1 protein-coding gene (only partly in view) is annotated in these 15,066 nt (G+C 75.1%); it reads left to right on the forward strand.

What is annotated here, in order from left to right:
- Window positions 1–15,066, forward strand: the 5' portion of a protein-coding gene (locus OG936_RS38390) for a type I polyketide synthase (protein WP_331755245.1). 18,027 nt of this gene lie beyond the right edge of the window; 15,066 of the gene's 33,093 nt are visible here — the first part of the coding sequence; it begins with the start codon at window positions 1–3; its stop codon lies off the right edge, out of view.

Below are 15,066 nucleotides of genomic sequence, written 5' to 3' on the forward strand. Positions count from 1 at the left end.
ATGCCTGAAATCTCTGCCGAAACGCAGGAAGCGGTGGCAGTGGTCGGGCTGGCCTGCCGGCTCCCCGGCGCCCCCACCCCGGACGCATTCTGGCGGCTTCTGCGCAACGGCATGGACGCGGTCGGCGAAATTCCCGCGCACCGCTGGGACTTCTCCGACGACGACCCGAATGCGGCTCGCGCCGTGCGCCGCGGCGGTTTCCTGGACCGTGTCGACGAATTCGATCCCCGGTTCTTCGGAATCTCGCCGCGCGAGGCCGCGGCGATGGACCCGCAGCAGCGCCTGATGCTGGAATTGAGCTGGGAGGCCCTGGAGGACGCCCGCATCGTTCCCGGGCGGCTGACAGGCGGCCGGACCGGTGTGTTCGTCGGCGTCATGGGCAACGACTACGCCACCCTCGGCCACCGGGCCGGCCTCGGCGCCGTGGGCCGCCACTCGCTGACCGGTGTGCAGCGCGGCATCATCGCCAACCGGGTCTCCTACGCCGTCGGCCTGCGCGGCCCGAGCATGACCGTCGACGCCGGGCAGGCCTCGTCGCTGGTGGCCGTCCACGTGGCCTGCGAGAGCCTGCGCCGCGGCGAGTCGACGCTCGCGCTCGCCGGCGGTGTCCACCTCAACATCGCCGCCGAGAGCGCCGTGGCCGCCGCGGCCTTCGGCGCCCTGTCGCCCGACGGCCGCTGCCACACCTTCGACGCCCGCGCCAACGGCTACGTACGCGGCGAGGGCGGCGTCGTCGTCGCACTGAAGACCCTGACGCAGGCCGTCGCCGACGGCGACGAGATCTACTGCGTCATCCGCGGCGGCGCCGTCAACAACGACGGCGGCGGCAGCGGCCTGACCGTGCCCGACGCCGACGCCCAGGCCGAGGTCCTGCGCGACGCCTACCGGGCGGCGGGCGTCGGACCCGAGCAGGTCCAGTACGTCGAACTGCACGGCACCGGAACGGCGGCCGGAGACCCCGTCGAGGCGCACGCCCTCGGGACCGTGCTGGGCGGGGGACGGCCGGCCGACGGCCGGCTGCGGGTGGGATCGGCCAAGACCAACATCGGGCACCTGGAAGGCGCCGCCGGCGCCGTCGGGCTGCTCAAGGTCGCACTGTCCCTGCGCAACGGCGAACTCGCGCCCAGCCTCAACTTCGTCACCCCGAACCCCGCGATCCCCCTCGACGACCTCGGGCTGACCGTCCAGACCGAGCTGGCGCCCTGGCCCGCCGACGAGCCGTCCCGTGTCGCCGGTGTGAGCTCCTTCGGCATGGGCGGCACCAACTGCCACCTGGTGCTCACCGGATGGGAGCCCTCCGAGCCCGATGTCGCCGGACGGCCCGACGACCCGGGCACCCCCGTGGCCTGGCCGCTGTCCGCCCGGACCGGCGAAGCCCTGCGCGACCAGGCACGCCGGCTGTCGGAGCACCTGGCGGACCACCCCGGCCCGCACCCCGCCGACATCGGGTTCTCCCTGGCCACCACCCGCTCCGCGTTCGACCGGCGCGCGGTCGTCGTCGGCCGGGACCTGCCGGAACTCCTCGCCCGCCTCGACAGCCTCGCCCACGACCGCCCCGACCCGGGTGTGATGACCGGCGACGCCGAACCCGGCGGCCTGGCCCTGCTGTTCACCGGCCAGGGGGCGCAGCGCCCCGGCATGGGGAAGGAACTCCACCAGGCGTTCCCGGTGTTCGCCGAAGCCTTCGACGCGGTGTGCGAGCGACTCGACCCGCGGCTGGGCCGCCCGCTGCGCGAGGTGCTCACCGACGGCACCGACCTGGATCACACGATGTGGGCGCAGGCGGGCCTCTTCGCCCTCGAAGTCGCCCTGTTCCGGCTGGTGGAGTCGTGGGGCGTCACCCCCGGCGTGCTGCTGGGCCACTCGCTCGGCGAGATCGTCGCCGCACACGTGGCGGGCATCCTGGACCTGGACGACGCCTGCACCCTGGTGGCCGAGCGAGGCCGCCTGATGCAGGCCCTTCCCGCGGGCGGCGGCATGCTCGCCGTCCAGGCCACCGAGGCCGAGGTCGCCGACTCCGGCCTCGACATCGCCGCCGTCAACGGCCCGCGCGCGGTCGTGCTGTGCGGCGACGCCGAGGCGATCGGCCGCTACGCCGCCGAGTGCGCGGCGCGCGGCTGGAAGTCCACCGTCCTGCACGTGTCGCACGCCTTCCACTCGGCCCTGATGGAGCCGATGCTGGACGAGTTCGGCGCGGTGCTCACCGGACTGACGTACCGGCCGGCGACCATCCCCGTCGTGTCCAACCTGACCGGCCGGACGGCCGAACCGGGCCTCATGCAGGAGCCCGCGTACTGGCTGCGCCAGGTCCGCGACACCGTCCGCTTCGCCGACGGCGTCGCCGCCACCGCCGCACTGGGCGTCACCCGCTACCTCGAACTCGGCCCCGACGGCGTACTCGCCGGCATGGCGGCCACCTGCCGCACCGACGGCCCCGTGCTGACGGCGGCCCTGCGCAAGGGCCGCGACGAGGCCGAGACGCTGCTCCGCGCCGTCGGACGCATGCACACGGCCGGCGTGGACCTGGACTGGACGGCCCTGCTCGCCGCCCACCGGCCCCGCCCGGTCGCCCTGCCCACCTACTCCTTCCAGCGGCGCCGGTACTGGCTCGACGACCTCCCCGCCCGCGCCCTGCCCGCCACCTGCCCGCGGACGCAGGAGCCGGAACTCCCCGGAGCCCGCCCGCAGGCACAGGAGCCCGAGCCGGAGCGCCCCGCCGACGGAGCCGGAACCCGTGCCGTGCTCCGGCTGATCCAGGAGAACGCCGCCGCCGTCCTCGGCCACGACGGCCCCGACGACGTCGACGCCCGCCAGACCTTCCACGACCTCGGATTCGACTCGCTCGGCTCCGTCGAACTGAGGGACCGGCTCGCCACAGCGCTCACCCTGCCGCTGCCGGACTCGCTGTTGTTCGACCACCCGACACCGGACCGGCTCGCCGCACACCTCCGGGACCGGCTGCGGGGAGGCACCGACCCCGCACCGCCCGCCGCACCGGCCGCACCCGGCAAGACCGCCGACCCCGCCGAGCCGATCGCCATCGTCGCGATGAGCTGCCGCTACGCCGCCGGGATCGCGACCCCGGAAGCGCTGTGGCAGTTCCTGCTCGACGGCGGTGACGCCGTCACCGGCTTCCCCGACGACCGGGGCTGGAACGCCGAGGACATCTACCGGGACGCCGCCCGCAACCCCCACGGCACCCTGCGGCCCGCCGGCGCGTTCCTCGAAGGCGCCGGCGACTTCGACGCCGCCTTCTTCGGCATCTCGCCGCGCGAAGCCCTCGCCATGGACCCCCAGCAGCGGCTGCTCCTGGAAACCGCCTGGGAAGCGGTCGAGCGCCTCGGAACCGATCCCGAATCCCTCCGGGGCAGCCGGACCGGCGTCTTCGTCGGCGCCACCGCCCAGGACTACGGCCCGCGCATGCACGAGGCGCCCCCGGAGCTGGAAGGGCACCTGCTGACCGGCGGCACACCGAGCGTCGCCTCCGGCCGCATCGCGTACGTACTCGGCCTGGAGGGCCCGGCCGTCACCGTCGACACCGCCTGCTCCTCCTCCCTCGTGGCCCTGCACCTCGCCGCGCAGGCCCTGCGCGCCGGCGAATGCGACATGGCGCTCGCCGGCGGCGTCACCCTGATGGCCACCCCGGGCATGTTCACCGAGTTCAGCCGCCAGCAGGGCCTGGCCCCGGACGGCCGCTGCAAGCCGTTCGCCGCGGCCGCAGACGGCACCGGCTGGGGCGAGGGCGCCGGCCTGCTGATCCTCGAACGCCTCTCCGACGCCCGGCGCCTCGGCCACGACGTCCTCGCGGTCGTCCGCGGCAGCGCCGTCAACCAGGACGGGGCCTCCAACAGCCTCAGCGCGCCCAACGGCCCCTCCCAGGAACGGGTCGTCCGGCAGGCCCTCGCCAACGCCCGGCTCACCCCGGCCGACGTGGACGCCGTCGAGGCCCACGGCACCGGCACCGGCCTCGGCGACCCGATCGAGGCACAGGCACTGCTGGCGACCTACGGCCAGGAACGCGGCGAGACCGGCGAGCCGCTGCTGCTCGGCTCCGTGAAGTCGAACATCGGGCACACCCAGGCCGCCGCGGGCGTCGCCGGCGTCATCAAGATGGTGCTCGCCATGCGGCACGGCGTCCTGCCCCGCACCCTGCACATCGACGAACCCACCCCCCGGGTCGACTGGTCCGCGGGCGAGCTGCGGCTGCTGACCGAGACGACACCCTGGCCGGAGCTCGACCGCCCCCGCCGCGCGGCGGTGTCGTCGTTCGGCATCAGCGGCACCAACGCCCACCTGATCCTCGAAGGCCACCCGCAGCCCCCCGCCGCCGAACCCGGCGACCAGCCGCCCGCCGTCCCCGTGCTGATCTCCGCACACCAGGACGCCGCCCTGCGCGCCCAGGCGCACCGGCTCGCCGACGTCCTGCGCAGCCGGACCGACCTCGACCTCGCCGCCCTCGGCCACACCCTCGCCACCGGCCGCGCCGCGTTCGACCGGCGGGCCGCCGTCGTCGCCGCCGACCGGGACGGCCTCCTCGCGGGACTCGACGCGCTGGCGGGCCGGCTCCCCGCACCCGGCGTCACCGAGGGAACCGCCGGCCGCCTGGACGGCACCGTGTTCGTCTTCCCCGGCCAGGGCTCCCAGTGGGCCGGCATGGCCGCCTCCCTGCTGAACACCAGCGACGCCTTCCGCGACGAGATCCACGCCTGCTCGGCTGCCTTCGCACCGTACGCCGACTGGTCCCTCGTCGACGTCCTCCGCGGCGCCGACGGAGCACCGCCGCTGGACCGGGACGACGTCGTCCAGCCCGCCCTCTTCGCCGTCATGGTGTCGCTGGCCGCCCTGTGGCGCTCGGCAGGCGTCGAACCGGCCGCGGTCGTCGGCCACTCCCAGGGCGAGATCGCCGCCGCCTACGTCGCCGGCGGCCTCACCCTCCCCGACGCCGCCCGGATCGTCGCCCTCCGCAGCCGCTGCGTCCGCACCCTCGCCGGCACCGGCGGCATGGTGTCCGTGCCGCTGCCCGCCGCCGACGTCCGGACCCGCCTGGCCCGCCTGGACGGCCGGATCGGCATCGCCGCCCTCAACGGCCCCTCCGCCACCGTCGTCTCCGGCGACGCCGACGCACTCGACGCGCTCCTCGCCGCATACGAGGCCGAAGGGATCAGGGCCCGCCGCCTCCCCGTCGACTACGCCTCCCACTCACCCCACGTCGACGCCTTCCACGACGAACTCCTCGACGCGCTCGCCACCCTCACCCCGCGCACCGGCGACGTACCGTTCTACTCCACCGTCACCGGCGAACCTCTCGACACCGCGCACCTGGACGCCGCCTACTGGTTCCGCAACCTGCGCGAAACCGTGCGCTTCGAGCCGGCCGTGCGCGCCCTGCGCGCCGCCGGGCACGACGTGTTCCTCGAAACCAGCGCCCACCCGGTGCTCACCGCGGCCGTCGCCGACACCCTCGACGACATGGGCCGCCCCGGCGCCGCACTCGCGACCCTCCGCCGCGACCACGGCGACCACGCCCACTTCGTCGCCGCCATGGCGACCGCCTGGACCCACGGCGTCCGGCCCGACTGGACGACCGTGCTCCCCGCACCCGCCCGCAAGGTGCCGCTGCCCACCTACCCCTTCCAGCGCGAACGCTTCTGGCTCGCACCCGCCACGCCCACCGCCGGGGCCGACGCCCTCGGCCTGGACGGCGCCGACCACCCGCTGCTCGGCGCCGTGGTCGACATCGCCGAGGACGGCACCCTCGTCCTCACCGGCCGCCTGTCGACGGCGGGCCGGCCGTGGCTGGCCGACCACACGATCCTCGGCAGGACGGTGCTGCCCGGCAGCGCCCTCGTCGACCTCGCCCTGTACGCGGGCCGCCGCTGCGGCCACCCGCGCGTCGACGAACTCACCCTGCAGACACCGCTGATCGTCCCCGACGACGAGCCGCTCCAGCTGCAGATCATCGTGCAGCCGCCCGACGACACCGGCCGGCGGCCGATCACCGTGCACTCCCGTCAGGCCACCGGCGCCGACCTGGTCCCGTGGACCTGGCACGCCACCGGCACCGTCCACACCGCCGACCCCGCCCGGCCGCCCCGCCCGGCCCCGGCCGCCTGGCCGCCCCCCGGCGCGACGGCCGTCCCGCTCGACGGCGCCTACCCCCGGCTCGCCGCACTCGGCTACGCCTACGGCCCGGCGTTCCAGGGACTGCGCGCCTGCTGGCGGCATGGCGAGGAGATCTACGCCGAAGCCGCCCTGCCCGATCCCGATCCGCAGCACACCGTCGGATTCGAACTCCACCCGGCCCTCCTCGACGCCGCCCTGCACGCTCTGCTGCCCCTCGACGGCAGCCCGGCCGGCACCCGGCTCGCCTTCGGCTTCGGCGGCGTCCAGCTCCACGCCACGGGCGCGAGCGCCGTGCGGGTCCACATCGGCGCCCCGGACCGCGACGGCGCGGTCACCGTCGAACTGACCGACCCCTCCGGCGGCGCCGTCGCCACGATCGAGGCCCTCGTGCTGCGCCCGGTCGATCCGGACCAGCTCGCGACCGCGACGACCGGCACCGACCCGCTCTGGCGCCTGGAATGGGTGACGCTCCACGACACCACCACCGCCGGGCCCGTCGACTGGGCCCTCGTCGGCGAACCGCGTTCCGGAGCGGGCGGCGTGGGGCTCCCCGGTGAACTGCCGGCCGAATCCGCGGACTCGGCGCTCCCCGGCACACCGGCCACCCGGCCCGGGGCCTTTGCCAGGCACTACGCCGACCTCGACGCGTTGCAGGCGGCCCTCACCGCCGGCGCAACCGCACCGGAAGCGGTCGCCGTACACCTCGTCGGAGCCCACCGCGCCGCGGAAGCCGCCGACCCCGTCGCCGACGCCCACCGCGCCGCCCTCGACACGCTGACGCTGCTCCGGACCTGGCTCGCCGACCAGCGCCTGACCGGCACCCGCCTCGTCCTGCTCACCCACGGCGCCGTCGCCACCCGAGGCGACGAGCACGTCCACGACCTGGCCGTCGCGACCGCCCGCGGTCTCGTCCGCACCGCCCAGGCCGAACACCCCGGACGGTTCGTCCTCGTCGACATCGACGACGACACCCTCCTCGACCGGGCGCCCGCCGCGGCCCTCCACCACAACGAGCCCCAACTCGCCCTCCGCGGCGACCGGGTTCTGGCCGAGCGGCTCGCCCGCGTCACCACCACGGCCGGGGCAAGCCCCGTCGACGCCGACGGCACGGTCCTGATCACCGGCGGCACCGGCGACATCGGCCGGCTCATCGCCCGGCACCTGGTCACCGCACACGGCGCCCGCCACCTCGTGCTCGCCAGCCGCAGCGGCGCCGACGCCGACGGAGCCGCCGAACTCATCGCCGAACTCACCGCGACCGGCGCCCACGTCACCGCCGTCGCCTGCGACGCCGCCGACCCGCAGGCGCTCCGCGCACTCCTCGCCGGTATCCCCGCCGCACACCCGCTGCGCGTGGTCGTCCACGCCGCCGGTGTCGTCGACGACGCCCCGATCCACACGCTCACCTCCCACCAGCTCACCACGGTGCTCCGTCCCAAGGCCGACGCCGCCTGGCATCTGCACCGGCTCACCGCGGACCTCGATCTCACGGCGTTCGTCCTCGTCTCCTCGCTCGCCAGCACCATCGGCACCCCCGGACAGGGCAGTTACGGCGCGGCCAACGTCTTCCTCGACGCCCTCGCCCAGCACCGGCATGCCCGCGGCCTGCCCGCGCTGTCACTGCTGTCGGGCTTGTGGGACGACACCGGCATGGGCGGCCGCCTCGGCGACGCCGACCGGGCCCGGCTGACACGCACCGGACTCGCCCCCATGAGCCCCGAGCAGGCGCTCGCCCTCTTCGACGCGGCACTGCCCGGCGGAGAGCCGCTGCTCGCACCCGCCCGGCTCAGCCTCCCCGAACTGCGCGCCGCCGCCCTGACGGACCCCGACACCGTCGCCGCCCCGCTGCGCGCCCTGGTGGGCGAGCCGCGCCGCCCCGCCGCCGCCCCCGAGGCGCTGACCGGCCTCGGCCTCGACCTGGCCGCGCTGCCGGAGGCGGACCGGCACCGCACCGTGCTCGACCTCGTCCGCGCGCACGCCGCCGCGGTGCTCGGCCGCGCCGGCACCGGTGAGGTGGACGCCGCCCAGGCGTTCAAGAGCCTCGGCTTCGACTCGCTCATCGCGGTGGAGTTCCGCAACCGGCTCAACACCGCCACCGGTCTCCGCCTGCCGAGCACCATCGCCTTCGACCACCCCACGCCCCACGCCCTCGCCGAGCAGCTCGTCGCCCGGCTGCTGCGGCGGCCCGCGGAATCCGCCGGCACGGCCACGCCCACGGCGACCCATGTCGGCGAACCCGTCGCCGTCGTCGCCATGGCCTGCCGGTACCCCGGCGGTGTCACCTCTCCCGAAGACCTCTGGCGGCTCGTCACCGACCGGAGCGACGTCATCTCCGGCCTGCCCGACAACCGCGGCTGGGACACGGACGGCCTCTACCACCCCGACCCCGACGAGCCCGGCCGCTCCTACACCGCCGAAGGCGGATTCCTCCTCGACGCCGACCAGTTCGACCCGGCGTTCTTCGGCATCTCGCCCCGCGAGGCCCAGGCCATGGACCCGCAGCAGCGGGTGCTGCTGGAAACCGCGTGGGAGGCGTTCGAACGCGCCGGCATCGACCCGACGACCCTGCGCGGCAGCCGCACCGGAGTCTTCGCCGGCGCCGCCACCCAGGAGTACGGTCCACGGCTCGACCAGCCGCTGGAAGGATCCGAGGGCTACCGGCTGAGCGGCGGCCTGGGCAGCGTGACATCCGGCCGGGTCGCCTACGCCCTCGGCCTGGAAGGCCCCGCCGTCACGATCGACACCGCGTGCTCGTCGTCGCTGGTGGCGACCCACCTGGCGGTGCAGGCCCTCAACAACGGCGACTGCGACCTCGCCCTGGCCGGCGGTGTGACGGTGATGGCCGGCCCCGGCCTGTTCGTCGAGTTCAGCCGCCAGCGCGCCCTGTCCCAGGACGGCCGCTGCCGGGCCTTCGGCGCGGGGGCCGACGGCTTCGGCCTCGGCGAAGGCGCCGGGCTCGTGCTGCTGGAGCGGCTGTCGGACGCGGAGCGCAACGGGCACCAGGTGCTGGCGGTGGTGCGGGGCAGTGCGATCAACCAGGACGGTGCGTCGAACGGTCTGACGGCGCCGAACGGTCCCTCGCAGCAGCGGGTGATCCGTCAGGCGCTGGCGAATGCCCGGCTGACGGGCGCGGACGTGGATGTCGTGGAGGCGCACGGGACGGGCACCCGGCTGGGTGACCCGATCGAGGCGCAGGCGCTGCTGGCGACCTACGGCCAGGACCGTGACGAGGCCGGCGAGCCGCTGTGGCTGGGGTCGGTGAAGTCGAACATCGGCCACCCCCAGGCGGCTGCGGGTGTCGCGGGTGTGATCAAGATGGTCATGGCGATGCGGCACGGCGTCCTGCCGGCCACGCTGCACGCCGACGAGCCGTCGCCCGAGGTGGACTGGTCGGCGGGCGCGGTCGAACTGCTGACGGAGGCACGTCCCTGGGCCGGTGCGGACCGTCCGCGGCGTGCGGGTGTGTCGTCGTTCGGGATCAGCGGTACGAACGCGCACGTGATTCTGGAGCAGGCCCCGCAGCCGGAGGCTTCGGTTGCAGAGACCTCTGTTCCGGGTGTGTCGGCGTGGGTGGTGTCGGCGAAGTCCGAGGCCGCGTTGCGGGCGCAGGTGGAGCGGTTGACCTCGTTCGTCGCGGAGCGGCCGGAGCTGGACCCGGTGGACGTGGGCTGGTCGCTGGCGACGACGCGGGCTGCGTTGGAGCATCGTGCGGTGGTCGTGGGGGAGGGCCGGGAGGAGTTGCTGGCCGGGCTGTCCGTGGCCGCGTCGGCTACCGCCGTGTCCGGTGGTGTGGTGTTCGTTTTCCCGGGTCAGGGCTCGCAGTGGGTGGGCATGGCGCGGGAGTTGTGGGATGCCTCGCCGGTGTTCCGGGAGCGGCTGAAGGAGTGCGGGACCGCACTGGCTCCGTTTGTGGACTGGTCGTTGACCGATGTGTTGTTGCGGGACGGTGATGTGGACCGGGTGGATGTGGTCCAGCCGGTGCTGTGGGCGGTGATGGTGTCCCTGGCGGAGGTGTGGCGTTCGGCGGGTGTGGTGCCGTCCGCGGTGGTGGGTCATTCGCAGGGTGAGATCGCTGCGGCGTGTGTGGCGGGCTGGTTGTCGCTGGACGATGCGGCGCGGGTGGTGGCCTTGCGGTCGCAGGCTTTGGTGGCGGTGGCCGGTGGTGGGGGCATGGTGTCCGTGGCTGCCGGCCGGGAAGCGGTCGAGGGCCTGATGCCGGGCATGGTGTCGGTGGCCGCGGTGAACGGTCCGTCGTCCATTGTCGTCTCCGGCGACGCAGAGTCCCTCGGCTCCTTCATGGCCGAGTGCGAACGCCAGGGCATCCGCACGCGCCGCGTTCCGGTGGACTACGCGTCGCACTCGCCGGAGATGGACCGGCTCCGGGAGCGGATCCTGGCCGACCTGGCCGGGCTGACTCCGGCCACCGGCACGGTTCCGATGCTGTCCACCCTGACCGGCGAGACCGTCGACGGCGGTCTGGACGCCCGGTACTGGTTCGACAACCTGCGCTCCACTGTGGAGTTCGAGACCGCGGTCCGTGCCCTCCTCGGACAGGGGATGCGCACGTTCGTCGAGGTCAGCGCCCACCCCGTACTCACGGTGGGCGTCGAGGAGACGATCGACGCGACCGGGGCGGACGCCGTGGTGCTCGGTACCCTGCGACGCGGTGAGGGTGGCATGCGCCGCCTGCTGACCAGCCTCGGCGAGGCGTGGAAGGCGGGTGTCGACGTCAACTGGCGGGCGGTGCTCACCGGCCGGCATGTCGCTTTGCCGACCTACGCGTTCCAGCATGAGCGGTACTGGCTGGATGTCCCGTCGTTGCCGGTTCAGGCTGCGGGCGGGGTGGTGGACCCGGTCGAGTCGCGGTTCTGGGATGCCGTGGAGCGTGGTGACCTCGATGAACTCGCGGGCACGCTCCAGCTGTCGGAGGCCCCGCAGTTGCTGGGGTCGGTGGTTCCGGCGCTGGCGTCGTGGCGCCGGGAGCGGCGGCAGCGGTCCGTGATCGACACCTGGCGCTACCAGGTCACCTGGAAGCCGCTCACCGGTCTCCCGACGACCGCCACCCTGTCCGGCACCTGGCTCGTCGTCCTGCCCGAGGACACCGCCGCCCATGGCGAAACGGCCGACTCCGTGGTGACCGCGCTCCACCGCGCCGGCGCCGACGTGGTCACGTTCACGGTCGGGGCCCGTGACACCGATCCCGCCGAACTCGCCGCCCGGATCAGCGAAGTCTCCGGCCCGGACACGGCCGGTGTGCTCAACCTCGCCGCACTCGCCGACGAGGGCCTTCCCACCGCCCCGCTGCCGGCCGGCAGCGCCACCACCCTGACCCTGATGCGGGCCCTCGCTGTCGCCGGCCTCGACACGACGGTGTGGACCGCCACCCGCGCGGCCGTCTCCACCGGCCGGTCCGACCGGCTGGACGCACCCGTCCAGGCACAGGTGTGGGGCCTCGGCCGGGTTGTCGCACTGGAGCATCCGCGTCTGTGGGGAGGGCTGGTCGACCTGCCCGCCGCCGTCGACGCGCGGACCGGCGGCCGACTCGCCGCCCTCCTGGCCGGCGGCACCGGCGAGGATCAGGTCGCGCTGCGCCCCTCCGGCGCCTACGGCCGCAGACTGCGGCGCACGCCGCTGGGCGAGCGGACCGCCGAGCGGTGGCAGCCGGGCGGCACCGTGCTGGTCACCGGCGCCGACGGTCCACTGGGTGCCCATGCCGCGCGCTGGGCCGCCGGCCGGGCCCCGGCACGGCTGCTGCTCGTCAGCGACAACGGACTCGACGACCGGGGCGCGGCGGACCTCGCCGCCGAGCTGTCGGGCACCGGCGTCCCGGTGTCGGTCCTCGCCTGCCGCGTCACCGATCCGCACGCCGTCCAGGACATGCTGGCCGCGATCCCGGCGGAAGAGCCGCTCTCCGCCGTGGTGTTCACCGCGGCCGTGCCGTCCACCGGCCCGGTCGACGGGACCGCCCCCGAAGCGTTCGGCTACGCGCTCACGGGCAGGGTCCTGGGCGCGACCACCGTGCATCACGCCCTCGGCGACACCCCGCTGGACGCGTTCGTCCTCTTCTCCTCGGTCGCCGGGACCTGGGGCGGCGCCGGACAGGGCGCCTACGCGGCCGCCAACGCCTACCTGGACGCGCTCGCCGAGTTCCGCAGGGACCGCGGCCTGCCGGCGACCTGTGTCTCCTGGGGACCCTGGGACGACGGCGCACAGGTGCCCGACGGGCACGGCCTCGAAGACCTGTACAGGCGGGGTCTGGCCGCGATGGAGCCCGGGACGGCGCGGGCAGCGCTCGACCGGGCCGTCGACCACGGCGACGGGTGTGTCGTGGTGGCCGACATCATCTGGCCCGCGTTCGTCGCGGCGTTCACCTCGGCGCGGCCCAGCCGGCTGCTCGCGGACCTGCCGGACCTGCAGCCCGCGCCCGGCCCGTCGCACCGGCACGACGAGCCCGACACCGCCGGACGTGTCGCCTCCCTCACCGCCGCCGAACGCGAGCAGGAGATGCTCACCGTGGTCCGCGCGCAGGTCGCCGCGGTCCTCGGCCACGTCGGCCCCGACGGCGTCGACCCGGACCTGCCGTTCAAGGATCTCGGCTTCGACTCGCTGACGGCCGTCGAGCTCGGCAAGCGGCTGCGGGCGGCGAGCGGCGTGGCGGTGTCCGCCACCGCCGTCTTCGACCACCCCAGCGTGCGGATCCTGGCCGGTCACCTGGCCCGCGGCCTCGGTGGCCCCGCCGCCCCCGCGGCCGTGGCCGCGACAGCGGCCGACGACGACCCCGTCGTCATCGTCGGCATGAGCTGCCGGTTCCCGGGCGGGGCAACGGACCCGGCCGCCCTGTGGCGGCTGCTGTGCGACGGCGGCGACGCCATCACCGAATTCCCCGCCGACCGGGGCTGGGACATCGACACGTTGTTCGACCCCGACCCGGAGCGTCAGGGCACGACCTACACGCGCCACGGCGGATTCCTGCCCGACGCCGGGGACTTCGACGCCGAACTGTTCGGCATCTCCCCGCGCGAGGCGCTCGCCATGGACCCGCAGCAGCGACTGCTGCTTGAAGCGTCCTGGGAGGCGCTCGAGGACGCGGGCGTCGACCCGGCCGTGATCAAGGGCGTCCCCGGCGGCGTCTTCATGGGCGTCACCTCCTCCGGCTACGGCCGCGCCGCCCGACTGCCGGACAGCGTCGAGGGGCACCTCCTCACCGGTACCGCCACCAGCGTCGCCTCCGGCCGCCTGGCCTACACCTTCGGGCTGGAGGGCCCGGCGATCACCGTCGACACCGCCTGCTCGTCCTCCCTCGTCGCCCTGCACCTGGCCGCCCAGGCGCTGCGCAACGGCGAGTGCTCCGTCGCCCTGGCCGGCGGCGTCACCGTGATGGCCACCCCCGACGCGTTCGTCGAGTTCAGCCGCCAGCGCGGGCTGGCAGCCGACGGTCGCTGCAAGCCGTTCTCGGCGGCCTCCGACGGCACGAGCTGGTCCGAGGGCGCGGGCGTCCTGGTGCTGGAGCGCCTCTCGGACGCGCGGCGTCACGGGCACCGGATCTGGGCCGCGCTGCGCGGGAGCGCCGTCAACCAGGACGGCGCCTCGAACGGCCTCACCGCCCCCAACGGGCCCGCGCAGCAGCGGGTGGTCCAGCAGGCTCTGGCCAACGCCCGGCTCGCCCCGGCCGACGTGGACGCCGTCGAGGCGCACGGCACGGGTACCGCCCTCGGCGACCCGATCGAGGCGCAGGCGCTGCTGGCCACCTACGGCCAGGGCCGCGGCGACGCCGAACCGCTGTGGCTCGGCTCGCTCAAGTCGAACATCGGCCACACCCAGGCGGCCGCCGGTGTCGCCGGCGTGATCAAGATGGTGCTGGCCATGCGGCACGGTGTGCTGCCCCGCACCCTGCACCTCCACGAGCCGACCGGCCACGTCGACTGGTCCGCCGGCGCCGTCTCGCCCCTCACCGAGAACCGGGCCTGGCCCGAAGCGGGCCGGCCCCGCCGGGCCGGTGTGTCGTCGTTCGGTGTCAGCGGCACCAACGCCCACGTCATCCTGGAACAGGCCCCGCCGACCCCCGTCCCCGACCGCGCCCCCGTCCCCGCCGCGGCGCCCTCCCCCGAACCGGTGGTGCCGTGGCTGGTGTCGGCCGCCGGCCCTGCCGCACTGCGCGCACAGGCCGCCCGGCTCCGCGCATTCGCCGCCGCCGACGGCAGCCCGCACACCGTCCACGACATCGCCCACTCCCTGGCCGTCACCCGTGCCGGCCTGGCACACCGGGCCGCCGTGATCGCCGGCGACCGGGACACCCTGCTCGCGGGCCTCGACGCGATCGCCGAGGACCGCCCCCACCACGCCGTCGTCACCGGCGCCACCGGGCACGGCCGCCTCGCGATGCTGTTCTCCGGCCAGGGCTCGCAGCGCCCCGGCACCGGCCGCGAGCTCTACCAGGCGTTCCCCGTGTTCGCCGACGCCCTCGACGCCGTCTGCGCCCGCGTCGACCCCCACCTCGGCCACCCGCTGCGCGCGGTGATGTTCGCCGAACCCGGCACCGACGAGGCGGCCCTCCTCGACCGCACCGCCTACACCCAGACAGCCCTGTTCGCCCTGGAGGTCGCGCTCTTCCGGCTCCTGGAGTCCTGGGGCATCCGCCCCGACCACCTCCTCGGCCACTCCGTCGGCGAACTCGCGGCCGCGCACGTCGCCGACGTCCTCTCGCTCGACGACGCCTGCGAACTCGTCGCCGCCCGAGCCCTGCTGATGGCCGACCTGCCGCCCGGCGGCGCCATGCTCGCCGTCGCCGCCACCGAGGCCGAAGCGGTCGAGGCCCTCGGCACCTACGAGGGACGCGTCGACATCGCGGCACTCAACGGCCCGTCCGCCCTGGTGATGTCGGGCGACGAGGACGCCATCGCCGAACTGGCCGCCCGCTGGACCCTCTCCGGCCGCAAGGCCACC

This window comes from Streptomyces sp. NBC_00846 (assembly GCF_045207325.1).
Taxonomy (GTDB): domain Bacteria; phylum Actinomycetota; class Actinomycetes; order Streptomycetales; family Streptomycetaceae; genus Streptomyces.